23 protein-coding genes are annotated in these 21,935 nt (G+C 72.7%); 18 read left to right on the top strand and 5 right to left on the bottom strand.

The features are described 5' to 3' along the window. Positions 1-11: 11 nt before the first annotated feature. Together DI269_RS08140 and DI269_RS08135 are read right to left on the bottom strand one after the other, a co-directional pair. Positions 12-671, bottom strand: a complete 660-nt coding sequence (locus tag DI269_RS08140; protein ID WP_112134596.1) for a response regulator — start codon at positions 669-671, stop codon at positions 12-14. Next, on the bottom strand, positions 668-1,924 hold the full coding sequence (locus DI269_RS08135) for a sensor histidine kinase (protein ID WP_112134595.1): 1,257 nt from the start codon (positions 1,922-1,924) through the stop codon (positions 668-670). Before DI269_RS08135 ends, DI269_RS08140 begins: the two co-directional genes overlap by 4 nt. 114 nt (positions 1,925-2,038) lie before the next feature. On the opposite strand from DI269_RS08135, the gene DI269_RS08130 reads away from it, so the two are divergent. After that, complete coding sequence (locus tag DI269_RS08130) at positions 2,039-3,127, top strand: pectin acetylesterase-family hydrolase (protein ID WP_112134682.1); 1,089 nt, start codon at positions 2,039-2,041, stop codon at positions 3,125-3,127. Positions 3,128-3,314: 187 nt separating this feature from the next. On the opposite strand, the gene DI269_RS08125 is transcribed toward DI269_RS08130, so the two are convergent. Beyond that, positions 3,315-4,217 carry a LysR family transcriptional regulator gene (locus tag DI269_RS08125; protein ID WP_112134594.1) on the bottom strand — a complete coding sequence of 301 codons (903 nt, stop codon included), beginning with the start codon at positions 4,215-4,217 and terminating at the stop codon, positions 3,315-3,317. A 95-nt stretch (positions 4,218-4,312) separates the two neighbouring features. On the opposite strand from DI269_RS08125, the gene DI269_RS08120 reads away from it, so the two are divergent. Continuing rightward, positions 4,313-5,257, top strand: a complete 945-nt coding sequence (locus DI269_RS08120; RefSeq protein WP_112134593.1) for an EamA family transporter — start codon at positions 4,313-4,315, stop codon at positions 5,255-5,257. Further along, the gene (locus tag DI269_RS08115) at positions 5,244-5,921 is read left to right on the top strand and encodes an alpha/beta fold hydrolase (protein ID WP_112134592.1); all 678 of its coding nucleotides are present in this window, start codon (positions 5,244-5,246) and stop codon (positions 5,919-5,921) included. The genes DI269_RS08120 and DI269_RS08115 overlap by 14 nt, the downstream gene beginning before the upstream one ends. 65 nt (positions 5,922-5,986) lie before the next feature. Here the strand turns inward: DI269_RS08115 and DI269_RS08110 are convergent, their stop codons facing one another. Continuing rightward, on the bottom strand, positions 5,987-7,222 hold the full coding sequence (locus tag DI269_RS08110) for a serine hydrolase domain-containing protein (protein WP_112134591.1): 1,236 nt from the start codon (positions 7,220-7,222) through the stop codon (positions 5,987-5,989). A gap of 223 nt (positions 7,223-7,445) precedes the next feature. Here DI269_RS08110 and DI269_RS08105 point away from each other — a divergent pair, with 223 nt between their 5' ends. The 8 genes from DI269_RS08105 to DI269_RS08070 all read left to right on the top strand — a co-directional run bounded on the left by DI269_RS08105 (position 7,446) and on the right by DI269_RS08070 (position 13,350). Beyond that, positions 7,446-8,180 (top strand): MarR family transcriptional regulator, encoded by a 735-nt coding sequence (locus DI269_RS08105; protein WP_112134590.1) that lies wholly within the window; start codon positions 7,446-7,448, stop codon positions 8,178-8,180. A gap of 105 nt (positions 8,181-8,285) precedes the next feature. Next, a complete protein-coding gene (locus DI269_RS08100; protein ID WP_112134680.1) occupies positions 8,286-8,621 on the top strand; it encodes an ArsR/SmtB family transcription factor in 336 nt (111 codons plus the stop codon). Next, on the top strand, positions 8,621-9,271 hold the full coding sequence (locus tag DI269_RS08095; protein ID WP_112134589.1) for a cation transporter: 651 nt from the start codon (positions 8,621-8,623) through the stop codon (positions 9,269-9,271). Before DI269_RS08100 ends, DI269_RS08095 begins: the two co-directional genes overlap by 1 nt. Before the next feature lie 61 nt (positions 9,272-9,332). After that, positions 9,333-9,806, top strand: a complete 474-nt coding sequence (locus DI269_RS08090; RefSeq protein WP_198667254.1) for an AAA family ATPase — start codon at positions 9,333-9,335, stop codon at positions 9,804-9,806. Between the two features lie 64 nt (positions 9,807-9,870). After that, positions 9,871-10,236 (top strand): ArsR/SmtB family transcription factor, encoded by a 366-nt coding sequence (locus tag DI269_RS08085; RefSeq protein WP_112134588.1) that lies wholly within the window; start codon positions 9,871-9,873, stop codon positions 10,234-10,236. Further along, a complete protein-coding gene (gene arsB, locus DI269_RS08080) occupies positions 10,233-11,336 on the top strand; it encodes an ACR3 family arsenite efflux transporter (RefSeq protein ID WP_112134587.1) in 1,104 nt (367 codons plus the stop codon). The genes DI269_RS08085 and arsB overlap by 4 nt, the downstream gene beginning before the upstream one ends. Next, positions 11,333-11,737, top strand: a complete 405-nt coding sequence (locus DI269_RS08075; RefSeq protein ID WP_112134586.1) for an arsenate reductase ArsC — start codon at positions 11,333-11,335, stop codon at positions 11,735-11,737. Before arsB ends, DI269_RS08075 begins: the two co-directional genes overlap by 4 nt. A 92-nt stretch (positions 11,738-11,829) precedes the next feature. Beyond that, complete coding sequence (locus DI269_RS08070) at positions 11,830-13,350, top strand: carboxylesterase/lipase family protein (protein ID WP_112134585.1); 1,521 nt, start codon at positions 11,830-11,832, stop codon at positions 13,348-13,350. On the opposite strand, the gene DI269_RS08065 is transcribed toward DI269_RS08070, so the two are convergent. Continuing rightward, positions 13,332-14,618 carry an outer membrane protein assembly factor BamB family protein gene (locus DI269_RS08065; RefSeq protein ID WP_157974835.1) on the bottom strand — a complete coding sequence of 429 codons (1,287 nt, stop codon included), beginning with the start codon at positions 14,616-14,618 and terminating at the stop codon, positions 13,332-13,334. The genes DI269_RS08070 and DI269_RS08065 overlap by 19 nt on opposite strands. Positions 14,619-14,853: 235 nt before the next feature. Between DI269_RS08065 and DI269_RS08060 the strand changes: the two genes are divergently transcribed. The 7 genes from DI269_RS08060 to DI269_RS08030 form a co-directional block, all read left to right on the top strand. Next, positions 14,854-15,564 carry an IclR family transcriptional regulator gene (locus tag DI269_RS08060; RefSeq protein WP_112134676.1) on the top strand — a complete coding sequence of 237 codons (711 nt, stop codon included), beginning with the start codon at positions 14,854-14,856 and terminating at the stop codon, positions 15,562-15,564. Then, positions 15,561-17,222 (top strand): urocanate hydratase, encoded by a 1,662-nt coding sequence (gene hutU / locus DI269_RS08055; protein WP_112134583.1) that lies wholly within the window; start codon positions 15,561-15,563, stop codon positions 17,220-17,222. Before DI269_RS08060 ends, hutU begins: the two co-directional genes overlap by 4 nt. Positions 17,223-17,224: 2 nt before the next feature. Further along, positions 17,225-17,734, top strand: coding sequence for an aromatic amino acid lyase (locus DI269_RS08050; RefSeq protein WP_198667253.1), 510 nt, complete (start codon positions 17,225-17,227; stop codon positions 17,732-17,734). Positions 17,735-17,756: 22 nt separating this feature from the next. After that, a complete protein-coding gene (locus DI269_RS08045; RefSeq protein ID WP_112134582.1) occupies positions 17,757-18,959 on the top strand; it encodes an allantoate amidohydrolase in 1,203 nt (400 codons plus the stop codon). Next, a complete protein-coding gene (locus DI269_RS08040; RefSeq protein ID WP_112134581.1) occupies positions 18,956-20,281 on the top strand; it encodes a formimidoylglutamate deiminase in 1,326 nt (441 codons plus the stop codon). Before DI269_RS08045 ends, DI269_RS08040 begins: the two co-directional genes overlap by 4 nt. Further along, positions 20,278-21,465, top strand: a complete 1,188-nt coding sequence (gene hutI, locus DI269_RS08035; protein ID WP_112134580.1) for an imidazolonepropionase — start codon at positions 20,278-20,280, stop codon at positions 21,463-21,465. The genes DI269_RS08040 and hutI overlap by 4 nt, the downstream gene beginning before the upstream one ends. 80 nt (positions 21,466-21,545) lie before the next feature. After that, positions 21,546-21,935, top strand: a 390-nt coding sequence (locus DI269_RS08030; protein WP_198667252.1) for an AfsR/SARP family transcriptional regulator, incomplete at its 3' end; no start/stop codon positions are given.

Raw genomic sequence — 21,935 nt, 5'->3', positions numbered from 1 at the left:
CCATTGGACCGTCAGCCGGGACGGACGAGACCGCACTCGTACGCCAGGATCACGGCCTGTACCCGGTCGCGCAGGTCGAGCTTGGCGAGGATGCGGCTGACGTGGCCCTTGACGGTGCCCTCGGCCAGGAAGAGCCGCCCGGCGATCTCGGCGTTCGACAGGCCCCGGGCCACGAGTCCGAGCACCTCGCGCTCCCGCTCGGTCAACTCGCGCAGGTCGGATTCACTGCGCGGCAAGGGATCACCGGCCGATCCGATGTGGCGCTCGATCAACCGTCGGGTGACCTGCGGCGCGACGATGGCGTCGCCCCGCGCCACCGCCCGGATGCCCGACAGCAGGTCGGCGGTCAGCGTGTCCTTGAGCAGGAACCCGCTGGCGCCCGCGCGAAGCGAGGCGTACACGTACTCGTCGAGGTCGAACGTCGTCAGGATCAGGATGCGGGGCCCGTCCGGCATGAGCGCCCGGATGCGCGAGGTCGCCTCCAAGCCGTCGACCTCCGGCATCCGCACGTCCATCAGGATCACATCGGGCCCCTGCTCGACCGCGAGCGCGACGGCGCCCGCGCCGTCGTCGGCCTCCCCGACGACGTCCATGTCGTCGGCGGCCTCCAGGATCATCCGCAGCCCCTGACGCAGCAGCACCTGGTCGTCGGCCAGCACCAGCCGGATCACGCCGCGTCCTCCGGACCGAACGGCAGCCGCGCCCGCACGGCGAACCCGCCCTCGACAGGCCCGGCCTCCACCTCGCCGCCCAGCATCGCGGCCCGCTTCCGCATGCCGCGCAACCCGTTCCCACTCCCGGCCACCGCCCCGCCGACACCGTCGTCGACGACCTCGACCGTCACCTCACCGTGGCCGTAACCGATCACGGCCGTGACGGCGGCCCCCGGCCCGGCGTGCTTCATGCTGTTGGTCAACGCCTCCTGCACGATCCGGTACGCCGCGGCATTGACGCCCGCGGGCAGCGCTCGCGGCACGCCATCGGTCCGCAACCGCACCAAAGTCCCCGCCTGTTGCACCCGCGCGATCAGCTCCGGCAGATCCGCCAGACCCGGCACCGCACCCGCCTCCGGCTCGGCCAAGACCTGCCGGATGTCGGCGAGCGAGGCGCGCCCGGTCGCCGCGATGGTGTCGAGCGCCGCCAATGTGGACTCGGGCCGCTTGGCGAACGCCGCCGCGCCCCCCTGCGCCTGCATCACGATGACCGCCAGACCGTGCGCGACCACGTCGTGCAGCTCGCGGGTGATCCGCGCCCGCTCCTCCGCGACCGCCAGCGCGGCCCGCTGCTCACGCTCGCGCTCCAGACCGCGCTGGCGGTCCCTGAGCTGGACGAGGTACTCGCGCCGACTGCGCACGCCCCACCCGATCGCCCACGCCACCACCAGGAGCGGGCCGAGCACGGGAATCCCGCCCCAGTCGGTCGGCCCCAGCACGGCGTCCGGGTCCTGCTCGCGCCCGCCCGCGCCGAGCGGCCAGCCCGCATAGGTCCAGCCGTTCGCCTTGCCGTCCAATGCCGTGTACAGCGACCACGCCACCATGAGCGCCAACAGCGCACCCAGGACCGCGAGCGACACCTTCCGCTCCCGCCGCACCGCCACCGTGTACAGCACCACCGGCACCGCCGCCGCGATCGGCAAGGGCCCCAAAGCCAACGCCATCTCCACGAGCACCGCGACAACCGCCGCAGCAAGCGCGACCACCGGCCACACCCGCCGCACCACCACGGCCGCCGCACCGACCGAGATCAGCACCCACTGCACCGCAGTCGATCGCAACCACACCGCCTCGGTGAACAGCCCACTGTGATCATCGGCCGCGCCACCGTACACCGCCCAGGTGGCGGCCAGGAGCACGGCGGCGAGGCCGGCGTCCTGGACGCCCGGCCTGAGCAGGGTGCCGCGCAATGCGGTGAGCTGGTGCTTCATAACAGGCGCAATCTTAGGCCCCGGCGGCGCCGCCGGACACCTGCCGAAAGTCAGGTTTCAGGACCTGACTTTCGACAGATGCGCGCCCGCTCCGGCCCCGCCCAGACTGGCCCCATGACGAATCCGTTCCCCCGCAACACCCTTCCGCGAAAGCTCCTGCTCCTGTTCACCGCACTGTCGCTCCTCCTCGCCGGATGCGCGCTGTTCAACTCCCGCGAACCGCTGGAGTGGACCCGCGTCGAGGCGACGGCCCCCGACTGCCACTGCGCCGACGGCACCCCGTTCGCGTTCTGGGAGCGCCGGGCCGACACCACGAAAGTGGTCCTCTTCCTCAACGGCGGCGGCGTCTGCTGGGACGCCGCGACCTGCGCGTTCACCGGCGAGCGCGGCAAGAGCGACGCCTACACCTGGAACGTCTCGGGCGTGGACCCCCAGAACCGCAGCGGCATGTTCGACACCACGCGGGGCGACAACCCGTTCTCGGAGTACTCGTTCATCTACGTGACCTCCTGCACCGGCGACTCCCACCTGGGCGCCTCGACCCAGGAGTACTCCACCGGACTCACCGTGGAGCACAACGGCTACGCCAACGGCACGGCCGCCCTCGACTACCTCGCCGAGCAGTACCCCGACGCCGAGGAGGTCGTGGTCATCGGCAAGACCGCCGGATCGGTCGCGGCCCCGATCTACGGCGGCCTCGTCGCCGACCTGCTGCCCGACGCGAAGGTCACGGTCCTCGGCGGCCAATCGGGCGCCTGGCCGGACGATCCCGACTTCAACACCGAGGTCCTCGACACCGACTGGGGCGCTTACGACGCGGTCCCCGACTGGGCGACCGCCGGCCTCGAACCCGACGCCTGGAGTGTCCCGGGCTTCTGGACCCAGGCCGGCCTGCACAACCCCGACCTCGTCTTGGGCCGCTTCGACTTCGCCTACGACCCCAACGCCACCTCCGAGCTGACCGAATGGCTGGCCGACCCCGCGGACCTCCTCGCCGAGATCGACCGCAACGAGGCCGCCATCGAAGCATCGGGAGTGACGATCCACAGCTACACCGCGCCCGGCGCCGACCACCAGATCTTCGAGCCCGACAAGTTCTACGAGATCGAAGTCGACGGCGTCGGCCTCGCCGAATGGATCGAGTCCCTGGTCAACGACGAGGAGCCTCCGGCCGACGCCCACTGCGGCGACTGCGGACCGTAGCCGCGGCGGCCCTGCCGGCCCTGAGCGTCGTCATCCTTCCGCGCCCGATCCATCTACTAACTAACGTAGTAGTACAGTGGGCTCGTCGTCGGTGGGGCTCCAGGGGTGATGTCACACCGCCCCGCCGGCGCCCTTCCGCCTCATCGGACTGCTCCACGCCGGGATCGGCGCCTTCGGCCGCGAATGATCACGGGCGACCGGCCGCCGGAAAGTCCGCCGCGATCTCGGCGGCGATCTCCATGGCCCGCAACGCAAGGGGTGAAAGCGTGCGTCCGGTCTGCCACAGCACGTAGATCTCGCGCGGCGGGACCTCCGGCGCGAGTTCGTGCACGGTCAAGGCCCCTTCGGTGAGCGCGGCCGTGCCGTGGACGGCCAGCAGCGGGAGCACCGCCGACCCGATCCCGGCCCGGACCATCGCCAGCACCGCCTCGTTGCCCGCGGCGCGGAACACGATCTGCGGGCGCGCGTCGTTGTCCGCGAACGCCTGCTCCACGCGCGGCTGGTCACAGGTCGGGGGCCACGCGACCATCGGGGCCCCGTCGAGCTGCGCGAACCGCACCGGCCCGTCGGGGAAGGCCCCGCGCCGGGCCACCAGCACGTACGGGTCGTCGAACAGCTTGCGGTGCTCCGCCTCCCCGCCACCCGGGCCGTCGAAGAACATCAGGTCGACCTCGCCGACCGGCGGCCGGCCCGACTCGTCCTCGACGAGCCTGATGTCGCAGCCGGGCTGCTCGTCGCGCAGCCGCGCCACCAACTCCGGCAGCAGCACGTTGGACAGGCTCTGGAACGTGCCGATGTCGATCCGCCCGCCGCAGGCGTTGAAGCGCTCGACGGCGGTCGCCATCGCCTGGGCCCTCGCCAGCAGCTCGCGGCCGTGCCCGAGCACGACCTTGCCGAGCGGGGTGAGCCGGACCGGCCTGGGGCCGCCGGGGCGGTCGAAGACCGGGCCGCCGATCGTCTTCTCCAGCAAGGCGATCTGCTGGCTCACCGTCGACTGCGTGTAGCCCAGCCGCACGGCGGCACGGCCGAACGAGCCCTCGTCGACCACCGCCGCCATCGCGGCGAGATGCCGCAGTTCGACCTCTGCCATGAGGCCGAGGCTATCGCGAACGATCGGCCCTGGCGATGGCTTTGATCGATGATTATCGCTTTTCATAATGCAGGCGACGGTCTAGCGTCAGTCCCATGCTGCTCATCGGAATCGCACTCGGCACCGTCTACCTCGTCTGGGGCTCGACCTATCTCGGCATCGGCGTCATGGTCGAGGACATGCCGCCCCTCGTCGCCGCGGGGACGCGGTTCCTGTCCGCCGGCGTCCTGCTCGGCGTCATCCTCGCCTTCCGCGGCGGCTGGCGGCGGCTGCGGATCGGCCGCGTCGAACTGTGGTCGTGCGCGCTCCTCGGCCTCCTCCTGCCGGTCCTCGGGCAGGGCATGGTGACCGTCGCCGAGAGCGGCGGCGCCCCCTCAGGCCTGACGGCGCTGCTCGTCGCGGCCGTCCCGCTGTGGGTCCTGCTGTGCCGCAGGCTCTCCGGCGAACGCCCGGCCCGCGCCGCCGCCGCGGGCGCGATCGTCGGCTTCGTCGGTCTCGCCGCCCTCCTGGCCTCCAACGGACTCACCGGCGACTTCCCCTTCTGGACGATCGCCCTGGTCGCGTTCTCCTCCGTGTCATGGGGGTTCGGGTCCTGGTACCAGTCCCGCCTCAAGCTGCCGCGCGACCCGTTCGTGACCGCGGTGTACGAGATGCTCACCGGCGGCGCCCTCCTCACCGCCGTGGGCCTGCTCTCCGGCGAGCGGATCGAGCCGGCCTCCTACGCCGCGAGCTCCTGGATCGCCTGGGCCTACCTCGTCGTGTTCGGCTCGGTCATCGCCTTCTCCGCGTACGTCTGGCTGCTGCACTCCGCCCCCGTCTCCCTGGTCGCCACCTACGCCTACGTCAACCCGGTGGTCGCGGTCTTCCTCGGCTGGCTGGTCCTGAGCGAGGCCGTGACGCTCCCCATCGCGGCGGGCGGCGTCGTGGTCCTCCTCGCCGTCGCGGTCGTCCTCAGGGCCGAACGCCCCCGCCGCCCCGCCGCACCCGTCGAACTGCTCGAAGTCCAACCGCAAGAAGGGAACAGCCATGCGAGCCGATAACGAGGGCACTACATTCGTCCTGATCCACGGGGGCGGAAGCAGCTCCTGGGACTGGCACCTGGTCGCCCCGGTCCTGCGCGGCCTCGGCCACGAGGTGATCGCCGTCGACCTGCCGATCGAGAACCCGGACAACGGGGTCACCGCATACGCCGACGCGGTCGTCGCCGAGATCGCCGGCGTCCCGCACCCGGTCGTCGTCGCCCACTCCTTCGGCGGCCTCGTCGCCCCGCTCGTCTGCTCCCGCATCGACGCCGAACTGCTCGTGCTCCTGACCGCGATGATCCCGAAATCGGGCGAGAGCCCCGGCGAGTGGTGGGCCGCGACCGGCTTCAACGACCTCGGCGTCTCCATCGCGACCCCCGAAGAAGAGGCCGCCGCGTTCTTCAACGGCGTCCCTGAGGACCTCGTCGCCGCCCAGGCCGCGCACGGCCGCGAGCAGAACGGCGGCTGGGACGAACCGTCCCCGCTCCAGGCCTGGCCCGACGTCCCGACCCGGTACCTGCTGTGCCGCGACGACCGCTTCTTCCCGCCGCACTTCGCCAAAGCCCATGTCGCCGAACGACTCGGCATCGTCCCGGACGAGATCGACGGCGGCCACATGGTCGCCCTCTCCCACCCGAAGGAGCTGGCCGAGACGCTCCACCGGCTCTGGACCGAGCAGTAGCACGCGTGAAGACGGGGGAGCGGCCATCGAACCGATGGCCGCTTCCCCTTGCGCGGGTGGACGAGTCAGTCGTCGATCGCCTGGTACACGGTGGTCCAGAAATCGTGGATGACCCGAGCCGAATCCGGAGTGGACATGCCGACCTGGGTGCAGAGAACGCCGACGAGGTCGTTGGCGGGGTCGGCGTACACGGTGGTGCCTGCGCCGCCGTCCCAGCCGAACTGGCCGAGCGGGGCGTAGTCGGTGCGGTGGACGCGGACGGTCATCCCGAAGCCCCAGCCGCCGTGCCGCCCGGTGCCGTAGGAGAGGTGGGCGATGCCGTTCGCCCAGGCGTCGCGGGCGGCCTGCTGGCCCGGCGTGAGCCGGTTGGTGGTCATCAGTTCGACGGCGGGGCCGGAGAGGACCCGCTCGCCGCCGTGCACGCCGCCGTCGAGCAGCATCCGGAAGTACGCGTGGTAGTCGTCGACGGTGGAGTCGAGTCCGCCGCCGCCCGAGGCGAACGCCGGAGGGGTGCTGTGGTGCCCGCCCTCGGCCGGGTCCTCCACGTGGAACTCACCGGTCTCAGGATGGGGCGCGTACAGCGGCGGGAACCGGTCGAGCTTCTCGGCGGGCACGTGGAACCCGGTGTCCCCCATGCCGAGCGGCTCGAAGATCCGCTCGCGCAGGAACTCCTCGAACGGCCGCCCGGTGACCCTGGCGACGAGGACGCCGAGCAGGTCGTCGCCGAGGTTGTACAGCCAGCGCTCGCCCGGCTGGTACATCAGCGGCAGCGTGCTCAGGCGGCGCAGCCACTCGTCCGGGTCCGGCCCGGGCAGGATCCAGCCGTCCGCCTGGCCGTACACGCCGCGCTCGAAGATCGCGCCCATCATCGGGGCGGTCCGCGCCGTCATGTCCAGGCCGAGCCCGAGGGTCGAGGTGAGGACGTCGCGGACGTCGATCGGCCGGAACGCCGGCACGGTCTCGTCGAGCGGTCCGTCGGGTCGCTTGAGGACCCGGCGGTCGGCGAGTTCGGGCAGCCACCGGTCGATCGGGTCGTCCAGGCGCAGCCGGCACTCGTCGAGCAGGACCATCGCCGCCGAGACCGCGACGGGCTTGGTGGTCGAGGCCATGCGGAAGATCGTGTCGCGGCGCATCGGGGCGCCGCCGTCGTGTCGCATCGTGCCGATCGCCTCGACATGGGTCCGGCCGCCGCGACCGACGAGGGCCACGAGCCCGGGGATCTTCCCGGAGTCGACGTGCCGCGCCAGCACCTCGTGCAGTCGGGCCAGTCCGGTCTCGGTGAAGCCCTTGCCGTTCGTCATCGTGGGTCTCCTCGCAAACTCAGTGTTTCTGACATGAGAAACGCTACGTTGCGTTCGCGATTGAGGCAATCAAGGCATTGTGTAAAGTCGGCATAAGTGCAGCTCAACGACGTGTAACCGTTGCGTCAGGTGTGAATCTAAGGCAATGCATCGGGCCTAGTCGTTGCGTTGGATCGGATTCGAACGCTACGATCGAGGTTCCAAGCGAACGAGGAGAACACGGGTGTCGGGAAGCAGGCTGACCCAGCGGGAACGGCAGCAGATCGCGCGGGGGCTGGCGGACGACCTCGCCTTTGCGGAGATCGCCCGCCGAATCGAACGCCCCACCTCGACCGTGACGCGCGAGGTGATGCGCAACGGCGGCCCGACCGCCTACCGGCCCGACCTGGCCCACCTCGCCGCCGAACGCCGCGCCCGACAGCGCACGCGCAACCCGCCCAAGAGTCAGGGCGCCCCGGCGTCGCCGCTCGGGCGGGACGACGAGGCCGTGCGCGAGTACGAGGAGACGTTCACGGCCCTGCTCATGGGTCAGGGCATGCCCAGGATGACGGCCCGGGTCATGACCTGCCTCCTCATCGCCGACACCGGCAGTGTCACCGCCGCCGAACTCGTTCAGCGCCTTCAGATCAGCGCGGCGACCGTCTCGAAGGCGATCGCTTCCCTCGAAGGCCAGGGGCTCATCCGGCGCGAGCGCGACGAGCGGCGCCGCGAGCGCTACTTCGTCGACGGCGACGTCTGGTACGAGGCCACGATCGACAGCGCCCGCGGCATGGTGCAGGTCGCCGAGGTCGCGCGGCGGGGCGTCGGCGTCCTCGGCCGCGACACTCCGGCCGGCGCCCGCCTGGAGAACATGGCCCGGTTCTCCGACCACATCAGCGAGAGCATCCTCCGCGCGGCCGAGCAGGTCCGCGAGCTGCTCCACCCGCGATCAGGTTCCGGGCCCGGCGACCGCTCCTGACCCGCCTCACCGGTGGCCCGCTTCGACGGCGACGACCGGGGCGATGAAGCCGCCTGCGCTCACCCCATGAGTACACCATTTGATGAATACACGATTCCATGTACTATCGGCGTCATGGAGACGCTCACCCACGGGCAGGTCCTGGCCCGGTTCGGCCACGCCCTGTCCGACCCCACCCGCTCGCGGCTGCTCCTGGCGCTGCGCGAAGCCCCCGGCTACCCCGCCGATCTCGCTGCGGCCCTGGGGGTCTCGCGCCAGTCGCTGTCGAACCACCTCGCCTGCCTGCGCGGCTGCGGCCTGGTCGTGGCCGCCCCCGAAGGCCGCCGCACCCGCTACGAACTCGCCGATCCGCGCCTCGCCCACGCCTTGGGGGACCTGCTGAACACCGTCCTCGCGGTCGACCCGGCCGCGTGCGACGCCACCGACGAGAACTGCTGCTGATGGCGACCCCGATCTCCCTCTCCCGCAAGCCGATCGGACCGAGCCCGGAACGCCGCGCGCACCTGACGCGCCTCATCCGGATCCTCGTCGCCGCGACCATCACCTACAACATCGTCGAAGCGGTCGTGGCCATCACCGCCGGGACGATCGCCTCCTCGACCGCGCTCATCGGCTTCGGCCTCGACTCGGTCATCGAGGTCTCCTCCGCCGCTGCCGTGGCCTGGCAGTTCTCCGCCACCGACCCCGAAGTCCGCGAGGCCCGCGAACACCGGGCCCTGCGCATCATCGCCATCTCGTTCTTCGCCCTCGCCGCCTACGTCACCGTAGAAGCGGCCCGCGCCCTGCTCTTCGGCGCCGAAGCCGAGCACTCCAGCGTCGGCCTGATCCTGGCCGCAGTCTCCTTGGCGGTCATGCCGTTCCTGTCCCGGGCCCAGCGCCGCGCGGGCCGCGAACTCGGCTCCGCGACCGCGGTCGCCGACTCCAAGCAGACCCTCCTGTGCACCTACCTCTCCGCGGTCCTCCTGGTCGGCCTCGCCCTCAACACCCTCTTCGGCTGGACCTGGGCCGACCCCCTCGCCGCCCTCGTCATCGCCGCCGTCGCCGTCAAAGAAGGCGTCGAGGCATGGAAAGGCGACACCTGCTGCGGCTAGCCGCTCGCGGCGGCCGCGGACCGACTCCTCCCGCTGCTACCGTGTCGCCATGGTGAGGGTCATGTTGACCGGGGTGTCCGGCGTGGGGAAGTCGACCGTGGTCGCGGCCCTGAACGCCCGCGGGTACCGCGCCGTGGACACCGATTACGGCGGGTACTGCGCGCCCGAAGCCGACGCCGACCCACCGGGACCGACCGCCCAGCCGGGATGGGTCTGGCACGAGGCGCGCATCCGATCGCTCCTCGACGGCGCGGCCGACGAGACGCTGTTCGTCAGCGGCTGCGTCCCGAACCAGGGACGCTTCTACGCCGACTTCGACCACGTCGTCCTCCTCAGCGCCGCACCGGCGGTGGTCCGGCGGCGACTGCTGGCCCGCGCCGGGAACCCTTACGGCAAGGGCCCCGGTGAACTCGCGCAGGCGCTGCGCGACCAGGCCGAGGTCGAGCCGCTGCTGCGGGCGGGCGCCACGCTGGAGATCGACACCGACACCGACTTGGAGACCGTGGTCGACCGCCTGCTCGACCACGTCCTCTAGACCCACTAGTGGGCCACTTACCTGCCGATTTGCCGTCTGCTTCGACATCGGTCAAAATAAACGCATGTCGAAGCAACCCGTCCGCGTGCCGCTCGCCCTGGTCGACTGCCACACGCCGCTGGTGGACGAGCCGCTCAGCGCCGACCAGGCCGAGCGGCTCGCCTCCTCGTTCAAGGCCCTCGGCGACCCGATCCGGCTGCGGCTGCTCTCGCTCATCGCCTCGCACGCGGGCGGCGAGGCCTGCGTGTGCGACCTGACCGACGCCTTCGACGTCTCGGCCCCGACCATCTCCCACCACCTCAAGGTCCTGCGCGAGACCGGCCTCGTCACCTCCGAACGCCGCGCCACCTGGGTCTACTACCGCGCCGAACCCGCCGCGCTCGACCTGCTCTCCACCGTCCTGTCCGTCCCGCAGCGGGCGAACGCGTGACCGCCGTCCAGACCGCGGCCCCGACCGGCACGGGCGGGCGCCTGTCGACCCTCGACAGGTACCTGCCGGCCTGGATCGGCGCCGCCATGCTCGCCGGGATCGCCCTCGGGCAGTGGGTCCCGGCGGTCGGCAAGGCGCTCAACGCGGTCCAGATCGGCGGCATCAGCCTGCCGATCGCCGCCGGACTCCTGCTCATGATGTACCCGGTCCTGGCGAAGGTCCGCTACGACCGGCTCGACACCGTCACGGCCGACAAGCGGCTCCTGATCTCCTCGCTCGCCCTGAACTGGCTCGCCGGGCCCGCCCTGATGTTCACCCTCGCCTGGGTCTTCCTGCACGACCTGCCCGAGTTCAGGACCGGCCTGATCATCGTCGGCCTCGCCCGCTGCATCGCCATGGTCGTCATCTGGAACGACCTCGCCTGCGGCGACCGCGAAGCCGCCGCCGTGCTCGTCGCCCTGAACTCCGTCTTCCAGGTCATCGCCTTCGGCGGCCTCGGCTGGCTCTACCTCGACGCCCTCCCGCGCTGGCTCGGCCTCGACCCGACCGGCCTGGAGGTCTCCGGCTGGGAGATCGCCCTCAACGTCGCGGTCTTCCTCGGGGTGCCTTTGGCCGCAGGCTATCTGACCCGCCGCATCGGCGAGCGCCGCAAGGGCCGCGCCTGGTACGAGGACCGCTTCCTGCCCCGGATCGGACCGTTCGCGCTGTACGGGCTCCTGTTCACCATCGTCGTCCTGTTCGCCTTGCAGGGCGAGGCGATCCTCAACCGGCCCTTGGACGTCGTGCGCATCGCCGTCCCGCTCCTGGTCTACTTCGGGCTGATGTGGGCCGGGTCCTTCGCGCTCGGCAAGGCGATCGGCCTGAACTACGAGCGCACGGCCACCCTCGCGTTCACGGCCGCGGGCAACAACTTCGAGCTCGCCATCGCCGTCGCCATCGCGACCTTCGGCGCCGCCTCCGGCCAGGCCCTCGCCGGCGTCGTCGGCCCCCTCATCGAAGTCCCGGTCCTCGTCGGCCTGGTCTACGTGAGCCTGTGGGCCAGGCGACGCTTCCCCGCCACCGACCCGATGATCCCGTCCAGCAAAGGAACCGACCGATGACCGCCAAACCGTCAGTGCTCTTCGTCTGCGTCCACAACGCCGGGCGCTCCCAGATGGCCGCCGCCTGGCTCAGCCACCTCGCAGGGGACCGGATCGAGGTCCGCTCGGCCGGGTCCGCCCCGGCCGACCAGGTGAACCCCGCCGCGGTGGAGGCGATGCGCGAAGTCGGGATCGACATCGCCGCCGAGACCCCGAAGGTCCTCACCGTCGAAGCCGTCGAGGCCTCCGACGTGTGCATCACCATGGGCTGCGGCGACGCCTGCCCGATCTTCCCCGGGAAGCGCTACCTCGACTGGAAACTGGACGACCCCGCAGGCCAGGGCGTCGAGGCCGTCCGCCCCATCCGCGACGAGATCAAGGCCCGCATCGAGGTCCTGATCGGCGAACTGCTGCCCGGCTAGACCCGGCCGCGACCTCGATTGCCCGAACCGGGCCCGCACCCCGCCCCGACTGCTTACGGTGACTGTTGACCCGGGCAGGAGGAGGCATCGAGGTGAGCGAGCACGATCCGCGCTTCGCCGAAGTCAGCATCCGCACCGGACGCCTCCGCGGGCGCTGGCGCGGCGAGCCCGGAGCGCCCGGCGCCAGTGCGGTGTTCCTCGGCATCCCCTTCGCCGAAGCCCCGGTCGGCGAACTGCGCTACGCCCCACCGGTTCCGGCCGCCCCGTGGGAGGGCGTGCGGGACGCGCTCGAACCCGGCCCCACCCCCTACCGCAAGGGCGGCACGGCCACGCTCATCCCCGAAGCCGCCGTCCCCGGCGACGCGACCCTCAACGTCGACGTGTTCACCCCCGACCCGGGCCCGGACGCGCGGCTGCCGGTCCTGGTGTGGATCCACGGCGGCGGGTTCACCGCCGGGTCCCCGGCCTGCCCCTGGTACGACGGCGCCGCGTTCTGCCGCGACGGCGTCGTCGCCGTCAACCTCTCCTACCGGCTCGGCTTCGACGGGTTCGGCTGGATCGAGGGCGCCCCCGCCAACCGCGGCGTCCGCGACTGGCTCGCGGCCCTGGAATGGGTCCAGGAGAACATCGGCGCGTTCGGCGGCGACCCCGGCCGGGTCACCGTCGCGGGCCAGTCCGCCGGCGGCACCGCCGTCCTCACCCTCCTCGCCATGCCGCGCGCCCGCGGCCTGCTCGCCCGCGGCTGGGCGCTCTCGCCCGCGCCCGCATACGGCTGCGCCGAACGTGCCGAGCAGCTGGGACGGCTCATCGCCGAGCGCGCGGGCGTCCCGCCGACCCGGGAGGCGCTCGTCGCCGTCCCCGAGTCCCGCCTGCTCAAACTCCAGCGGAAGTCCATGCGTCTCAACGGGGAGAACGTCACCGCCGCCATCACCGGCGCGCTCACCGGGGGACTGCCGTTCGGTCCCGTCGTCGACGGCGACCTGCTCCCCATGACGGTGCCTGAGTCGATTGCCGCCGGGCACGGAGCCGACGTCCCGCTCGTGGTCGGCACCTGCGACGACGAACTCACGCCCGCGTTCCGCGACGCGAAGCGGTTCCTGCGGTTCCTGCCCGCCTGGCCCCTGCTCGGCCGGGTGGGCCTCACCGGGAAGGCCCGGCGGCGCTGGCGGGCCGACAACGCCGACGTGCGCCGCCGCGGCACGGTGGCGACCCTCGCCCGGTACACCACCGACCGGGCGTTCCGCGCCAACGTGCTCGACCTCCTGGACGCCCGCGCCCGCGGCGGCGCGGACTCGACCTGGCTGTACCGGTTCGCTTGGCGCACACCGGTCTACGACGCCGCCGTCCACTGCCTCGACGTGCCGTTCTTCTTCGACCACCTCGACGCCGAGGGCGTCGCCCGCATCGCGGGGGACGCCCCGCCGCGGTCCCTCGCCGCCGAAGTCCACGGCGCCGCAACGTCATTCGTGAACACCGGCGACCCCGGCTGGCCCGCGGCCACGCCAACCGAAGCGGTCACGCGCCTGTTCGACGTCCCGCCTTCCACGGTCCCCGACGGCTACGCCGGGGTCCGTGCCCTGACCGCACCACCCTCTCAGGCGTCGGCGGTGTAGACATCGAGTTCAGCTTCGAAATCGGACCAGTACTCCGGCGGGGTCGACAGCCGGTAGGCCCCGGTGCCGCCCGCCCACCAGCCGGGGAACTCGGCCGCCTCGGCGCCGCCGGCGAGGTCGTACAGGCGGGTGGCGTCGGCGTCGCCGTCGTAGACCGCGACGTGCCCCTGCCAGATCAGGTACCGAAGCTCCCGGCTGTATTCGAGGTCCGACACGGTGAACGCCGCCGCGCCCGCGTCGTACAGGAGCAGGGCCTCCGCGTCCTCGGCCGTGGCGACCGAGCACAGGACCAGGCTCTGGCCGTCGCTGGCCCGGATGTCCGGAAGCTCTTCGGCCGCAATCGATGCCACGACGGCTCCGGTGAGCGTGTCGATCGCCCGCAGCTCCGCCGCCGCCCCCTCACCGACCTCGACGAGCGCGTGCTCGGCCAGTCCCACCGTGATCGACGGGTCCTCGCACGGGTCGAGCTCCCACAGCACCTCGCCGGTGGCCGGGTCGAATCCGGTCTCGGCGAACTCGCGTTCGAGTTCGCATCCGGCGCTTGCGGGGTCGTCGAGGTCGCGGGTGCCGATGATCGCGTTCGCGGCCGCGTGGTACGCCCTGACTCCGGTGTTCGCCCACAGGACCTCGCCGTCGTCCAGTCCCATCGCGACGGTGACCTCGCCGCCGCCTGGCACCGACCCGCTCACGGCCGCAGCCGTATCGGTGACGACCATGTCGCCTTCGAAAACGGTCCCGCACGAGTCCTCGGCGCCGAATTCGGCGGGGTGCGAAGTCCACAGGATCGCACCGGTCGCGGCCTCGACCGCCACGACCGCCTGCTGCGACTCCTCCCCGGCGCAGTCGCCGACGTCCCCGTCCAAGGCGCGGGCCAGGACGGCCGGGACCCCGCCGACCTCGACGACCTCGATCGCCATCGGCCGCGGCGTCACCCACCACAGCAGGTCGGTACCGGGGACCGCACCGGTTTCGGTGCTCAGCTCCCACACGGCCTCGCCGGAGTCGGCGGCCGCGCCGGTCAGGACGGTCTCGCCGTTCGCGTCGAACCCGAAGTAGACGACCGTCCCGTCGACCGCGGCGGCAGTGCCCGGCAGGATCGCGGCCGACCACGCCAGTTCGGTGGTCGCCGCGACCGTCTGCACGTCGAGCGCGGCTCCGAGTTCGACCGGGGACGGCGGGCTCGATGCCGAGTCGTCGGCGTCGGGACTCGACTGGCAGGCGGCGAGCGGCACGAGCGCCAGAGCCGCGAGGGGAATGAAGCGTCGCATGAGGGGGACCTCCGGGGGACCGGTCCAATCAGGAGCATCTGCTGCCCGAAGTCTAAGCCGATCCGGCGTCCCGCACGGTCCCCGCGCGCGCCGGAGGCAGCCGCCGCGGCCGGAATTCCACCTACCGGGAACTGGGGTATTGCCATCCAGTGAAAATTGATTATCATGAGGCGGCAACATTTCTGCGGCGGCGTTGAAACACGGCGTTCGTATCTTCGCTGCGAAGGAGGTGCCCATGGCCGAATCCCCGACCCGCACCGTCGACCGCGCCCTGTCGCTGCTCGGCATCGTCTGCGACCGCGGCGTCGTCTCGCTCGTCGAAGCGGCCCGCGACGCCGACCTCTCTCCCAGCACCGCCCTGCGGCTGCTGCGCACCCTCGAAGCGCAGGACTTCATCCGCCGCGACGGCGACGGCCGGTACACCCCCGGCGTGCGCATCGTGCAGCTCGGCGCCCTCGCGCTCTCCAACGAACCGCTCGTCGCCCTCGCCGGCGACGCCATGGCCCGCATGGTCGAGGCCACCGGCGAGTCCTGCTACCTGTCGGTCCGCGGCGCCGGGCAGAGCGCGCTCTACATCGCGATCGTCGAAGGCACCCACTCGGTCAGGCACGCCAGCTGGGTCGGGCGCAGCATCCCGCTCAAAGGCTCGGCGGCGGGCGCCGTGCTCCGGGGCGAGTCCAAAGACGGCGGGTACATCGTCGTCAAGCAGGGCGTCGAAGAGGACGTCACCGCGATCGCGGCGCCCGTCCTCGCCGGAAAGCGCGTCGCCGCCGCGCTGTCGAGCGTCATCCCCAGTTACCGCGTCGGCGACGAGCAGATCGAGCGCATCGGGCGGCTGCTCGTGCGCGAGGCCTCGTCGATCATCGGCGCCCCGCCGCCTGGCTCGCCGACCACGACCTCGGCTAGCCCACAAGAAAACCCACTGCGAAAGGAACCACCGCCATGACCGGAGGACGCACGGTGCGCGCCGCCCGCGGGACCGAGCCCAGCGCCAAGAGCTGGCAGACCGAGGCCCCGATGCGGATGCTGATGAACAACCTCGACCCCGAGGTCGCCGAACGGCCGGAGGACCTGGTCGTCTACGGCGGCACCGGGAAGGCCGCCCGCGACTGGGACAGCTACGACGCGATCGTGCGCTCGCTGCTCGACCTGGAGGCCGACGAGACCCTCCTCGTCCAGTCCGGCAAGCCCGTCGGGGTGTTCCGCACCAGCGAATGGGCGCCGCGCGTCCTCCTGGCCAACTCGAACCTGGTCGGCGACTGGGCGACCTGGCCCGAGTTCCGGCGCCTCGAAGCCGAGGGGCTCATGATGTACGGCCAGATGACGGCCGGGTCGTGGATCTACATCGGCACCCAGGGCATCCTCCAGGGCACGTTCGAGACGTTCGCGGCCGTGGCGCGCAAGCGCTTCGGCGGGACCCTCGCGGGCACGCTCACCGTCACCGCCGGGTGCGGCGGCATGGGCGGGGCCCAGCCGCTCGCGGTCACCCTCAACGGCGGCGCGGTCCTCATCATCGACGTCGACGAGAGCCGCCTGCGCCGCCGCGCCGCCAAGCGCTACCTCGACGTCGTCGAGACCGATCTCGAAGCGGCCCTTGCCAAAGTCCTCGCCGCGAAGGCCGCGGGCGAGGCCCTGTCGGTCGGCCTCGTCGGCAACGCCGCCGAAGTGCTCCCGCTCCTGCTCGAACGCGCCGTCCCGGTCGACATCGTCACCGACCAGACCTCCGCCCACGACCCGCTCTCCTACCTCCCGGCCGGCATCGAGGTCGCGGACTGGCGCGCCGAGGCCGAGCGCGACGCCGAGGCGTTCACGCGCCGCGCCCGCGAGTCGATGGCCCGCCACGTGGAGGCCATGGTCGGCTTCATGGACGCCGGCGCCGAGGTCTTCGACTACGGCAACTCGATCCGCGACGAGGCCCGCCACGGCGGCTACGACCGCGCGTTCGCCTTCCCCGGCTTCGTCCCCGCCTACATCCGGCCCCTGTTCTGCGAGGGCCTCGGTCCCTTCAGGTGGGTCGCGCTCTCGGGCGACCCCAAGGACATCGAGGTCACCGACCAGGCGATCCTGGAGCTGTTCCCCGAGAACGAGGGCCTGCACCGGTGGATCAAGGCCGCGCAGGAGCACGTCGAGTTCGAGGGCCTGCCCGCGCGGATCTGCTGGCTCGGCTACGGCGACCGCGCCAAGGCCGGGCTGCGGTTCAACGAGCTCGTCGCCGAAGGGAAGATCTCCGCGCCCATCGTCATCGGCCGCGACCACCTCGACTCGGGCTCGGTCGCCTCCCCGTACCGCGAGACCGAGGGCATGGCCGACGGCTCGGACGCCGTCGCCGACTGGCCGATCCTCAACGCGCTCTTGAACACCGCCTCCGGCGCGACCTGGGTGTCGCTCCACCACGGCGGCGGCGTCGGCATCGGCCGGTCCATCCACGCCGGGCAGGTCTCGGTCGCCGACGGCACCGAGCTCGCCGCCCGCAAACTGGAGCGGCTCCTGACGAACGACCCCGGCATGGGCGTCATCCGCCACGTCGACGCCGGCTACGACCGCGCGATCGAGGTCGCCGCCGAGCGCGGCGTCCGCATCCCCATGCGCGAGCACCAGGGGTAGCCGTGGGAGCCGACGCCAAGGAGATCCGGATCGGGCTGGGCCCCATGACGATCGCCGAACTGACCACCATGTCGCAGGCCCGCTCGGACCGGCTCACCAGCCGCCACCTCAGCGGCCTGCCCGCGTTCCTGGTCCCGGACGGGTCGGCGGCCTCGGGGCTCATGATCCCGCCGTACGTCGCCGCCGCGATCAGCGCCGAGAACCGGGCGCTGGCCGCACCGGCGAGCGTCCACACCGTCTCCACCGGCGCCGGGCAGGAGGACCACGTCAGCATGGGCACCGCCGCCGCCGCCGTCAAGGCCCGCACCGCCCCCGCGAACGCCGCGGGCGTGCTCGCCGTCGGATCCTGTGCGGCGCCCAGGCCGCGGCCTTCCACGAGCCGCTGCGGCCCGGCCGCGGGACCGGCGCGATGCTCGACGCGGTCACCGCGCGCGTGCCGCTCCGGACCGAGGACCGCGACATGGCACCCGACCTCGACGCCGCCCGCACCCTCGTGCTCGACGGCACCCTGAACCGCGCCATCGAAGGGGCACAATGAACGACACCGTCAGCGGCCTGCTGGACGCCATCGAGCCCGTCGGGCGCGACCCCCGCTCGGGCGGGTACCGTCGGCCGGTCCTGTCGACCGCCGAACTCGACCTCCGGTCCTGGTTCGTCCAGGAGGCCGAGAAGCGCGGGCTCGGCGTCGAGACCGACCGCAACGGCGTGATCTGGGCCTGGTGGGGCGAGCCGGGGGACGGCGCGCTCGTCACCGGCTCCCACCTCGACTCCGTCCCCGGCGGCGGCGCCTTCGACGGGCCCCTCGGCGTCGCCGCGGCCCTGGTCGCCGTCGACCGGCTCCGCGAACGCGGCGTGCAGCCGGCCCGCCCGTTCGCCGTCGCGGTCTTCCCCGAGGAGGAGGGCTCCCGGTTCGGCGTCGCCTGCCTCGGCTCGCGCCTGATGACCGGCGCGCTCGACCCCGACAAGGCGCGGTCGCTGACCGACGCCGACGGCACCACCCTCGCCGACGCCTACGCCAAGGCCGGGATCGACCCGCACCGCCTCGGCCGCGACGACGCCGCCCTGGCCCGCATCGGACAGTTCGTGGAACTCCATGTGGAGCAGGGCAAAGGACTCATCGACCTGGGCCGCCCGGTCGCGATCGGCTCCTCGATCCTCGGGCACGGCCGCTGGAAGCTGACCGTCACCGGCATCGGGAACCACGCCGGGACGACCGCGATGCGGGACCGCGCCGACCCGGTCGTGGCCGCCGCAGAGATCGTCGGCCTGGTCGCCGCGCTCGCGCGGGCCGAGGACGACGCCCGCGCGACCGTCGGGCGCTTCGAACCGGTCCCCGGCGGCACCAACGTGATCGCCTCCCGCGTCGACCTGTGGCTCGACGTGCGCCACCCCGACGACGCGGTCACCCGCGGCCTCGTCGACCGCATCGGCGCCGAGGCGGCCGGATGCGCGCAGCGCCACGGCTGCAAGGCCGCCGTGGTCGAGGAGTCGTGGAGCCCCACCGTCGGCTTCGACCCCGCGCTGGGGCGGCGCCTGGCCGACCTGGTGCCGGGCGCGCCGGTCCTCGCCAGCGGCGCCGGGCACGACGCGGGCATCCTCGCCGCGGCGGTGCCTTCGGCGATGCTGTTCGTGCGCAACCCGACCGGGATCTCCCACTCCCCGGAGGAGCACGTCGAGCGCTCCGACGCCGACGACTCCGCCGACGTCCTCGCCGACGTCCTGGAAGGGCTGCTGTGACCGCGTTCTGGGCGGAAGCGGCCCTTGTGGACGGGGTCCTGGCCCGCGACGTCCGCATCAGTGCGCACAATGGACTCATCGAGGCGATCGAGTCCGGTGCGGCCGCCCGAGCCGGGGACACCGTCCTCGACGGGGTCGTGCACCCCGGCGCGGTCAACGCGCATTCCCATGCGTTCCACCGGCTCCTGCGCGGTCGCACCCACGCCGGCGGCGGCAGCTTCTGGACCTGGCGCACCCTCATGTACCGCGAGGCCGGCCGTCTCGACCCCGAGCGCTACCGCCGCGTCGCCGCGGCCGTCTACGCCGAGATGGTCGCCGCCGGATGGACCTCGGTCGCCGAATTCCACTACGTCCACCACGCCCCCGACGGCACTCCCTATGCGGCCCATGCGATGGAGCGCGCCCTCGCCGACGCCGCCGTCGACGCGGGTATCCGGCTCACCCTGCTCGACACCTGCTACCTCGCCGGGGGGTTCGGCGCCCCGCTCGCCGCCGAGCAGCGCCGCTTCGGCGACGGCAGCGCCGAGCGCTGGCTCGACCGCCTTGCGTCCCTGCGGGAGGCGATCCGCGCCGACTATGACCCCGGCCAGGTGCAAGTCGGCGCCGCCGTCCACTCCGTCCGCGCCGTCCCCGAGGCCGCACTCGCGGCCATCGCGACCGGCCTCGACCCGTCGCTGCCGCTTCACGTGCACCTCTCCGAGCAGCCCGCCGAGAACGCCGACTGCCTCAAGGCCACCGGCTTCACCCCGACCGGCCTGCTCGCGCGCCACGGCCTGCTGTCCCCGCGGCTCTCCGCCGTCCACGCGACCCACCTGACCCGAGGCGACGTCAAGCTCCTCGGCGACGCGGGCGCCACGGTCGTCATGTGCCCCACCACCGAAGCCGACCTCGGCGACGGCATCGGGCCCGCCCGCGCCCTCGCCGACGCCGGGGCCGTGATCGCCCTCGGCACCGACCAGCACGCCGTCATCGACCCGATGCTGGAGGCCCGCGCCCTCGAACACGGCGAGCGCCTCGCCTCCGGCAGGCGCGGCCGCTTCGACCCCGCCGCGCTCCGCGCGGCTCTCACGGTCGGCGGCGCGGCCAGCACCGGCCGCGACCTCGGCGTCCTCCGCGTCGGCGCCCCCTGCGACCTCATCGCCGTCGACCCCGCCTCGACCCGCACCGAAGGCAGCGAACCCGACCAGCTCCTCCTCACCGCGACCGCGGCAGATATCAGCGCGGTGGTCATCGGCGGCCGCGTCCGCGCCCGCGGCGGCCGCCACACCGACCTCGGCGACCCGGCCGAACTCCTGCGGAAGGCCAAGGAGGCCATGGCATGAGCGAACTCGGCAGTGAACTCGTCACCGGCATCGCGGAACTGACCACACAGGACCCCGAACACCGGGTCCTCAAGGACGCCGCCGTCCTCATCGACGGCGACCGCATCGCCTGGCTCGGCCCCGCCTCCGCCGCACCCGCAGCCGACGCCCGCACCGACCTCGGCGGCCGCGCCGTCCTCCCCGGCTGGGTCGACTCCCACACCCACCTGGTCTTCGACGGCGACCGCACCGCCGAATTCGAGGCCCGCATGGCCGGCGCCCCCTACGCCGCGGGCGGCATCGCCGTCACGACCGCGGCGACCCGCCTCGCCGACGACGACCGCCTCGCGGCCCTCCTCTACGCACGCGTCCGCGAAGCGGTCTCCCAGGGCACCACCTGGATCGAGACCAAGACCGGCTACGGCCTCACCCTCGACGACGAGCTCCGCAGCGCCCGCATCGCCGCCGCCCGCGTCGACGACACCACCTTCCTCGGCGCCCACCTCGTCCCCGCGGGCACCGACGCCGACGCCTACACCGACCTCGTCTGCGGCCCCATGCTCGACGCCGTCCGCCCCCACGTGCAGTGGGCCGACGTGTTCTGCGAACGCGGCGCCTTCGACCCCGACCAGTCCGCGCGGGTCCTCACGGCCGCAAAGGAAGCCGGGCTCGGACTCCGCGTCCACGGCAACCAGCTCGGTCCCGGCGCGGGCATCCGCCTCGCCGTCGAGCACGGCGCCGCCAGCGTCGACCACTGCAACCACGTCTCGGACGCCGACCTCGACGCCCTCGCCGGCAGCTGGTCCGGCCGCCGCGGCACCGTCGCCACGGTCCTGCCCGCCTGCGACCTCTCCACCCGCGCCCCGCTCGCCCCGGCCCGCCGCCTCGCCGACGTCGGCGTCCCGATCGCCTTGGCCACCAACTGCAACCCCGGCTCCTCCTACACCAGCTCGATGGCCTTCAACGTCGCCACCGCGGTCCTCCAGATGGGACTGAGCGTCCACGAGGCCGTCCGCGCCGCCACCTACGGCGGCGCCCTCGCCCTCGGCCGCGAGGCCGGCCCGGGCGCGGTCGGCTCCCTCCAGGTCGGCCACCGCGCCGACCTCCACGCCCTCGACGCCCCCTCGGCCGTCCACCTCGCCTACCGCCCCGGCGTCCCGCTGACCCACTCCGTCTGGCGCGCGGGACGACGCGTCATACACTGAAGCCCTTCATGTATCCGCTTTCCAGCGGATTCGCTTGCGGCCGTTGACAAACCAAGCCGCAGACAGTTGACGGGACCGCCATGGCCGATCACCAGCCGCAGTTCCGGGTGCTCGGGCCCCTCGAACTGCTCGCCGCAGGCCGCCCGGCCCCGCCGCTCGCCGCCAAGCCCCGGACCCTGCTGGCGCTCCTGCTGCTCAAGGCCAACCACCCCGTCGAGGCCGACTGGCTCATCGACCAGCTCTGGGACGGTCGCCCCCCGGCCAGCGCCGTCACCACCCTCCGCACCTACGCCTACCACCTGCGCCAACGCCTCGACCCCACCGGCGGGGCCGCCCTCCACGGCCGCGCCGGCGGCTACACCCTCACCGTCCCCGCCGGGGCCGTCGACGCCGACCGGTTCGAGGACGCGACCGCCCGCGGCCGCCGCGCGCTCCACGACGGCGACCACGCCGCCGCCGCGGCCGCGTTC

The organism is Glycomyces dulcitolivorans (assembly GCF_003265355.1).
Classification (GTDB): domain Bacteria; phylum Actinomycetota; class Actinomycetes; order Mycobacteriales; family Micromonosporaceae; genus Glycomyces; species Glycomyces dulcitolivorans.
This window is presented reverse-complemented; position numbering and strand designations above follow the sequence as displayed.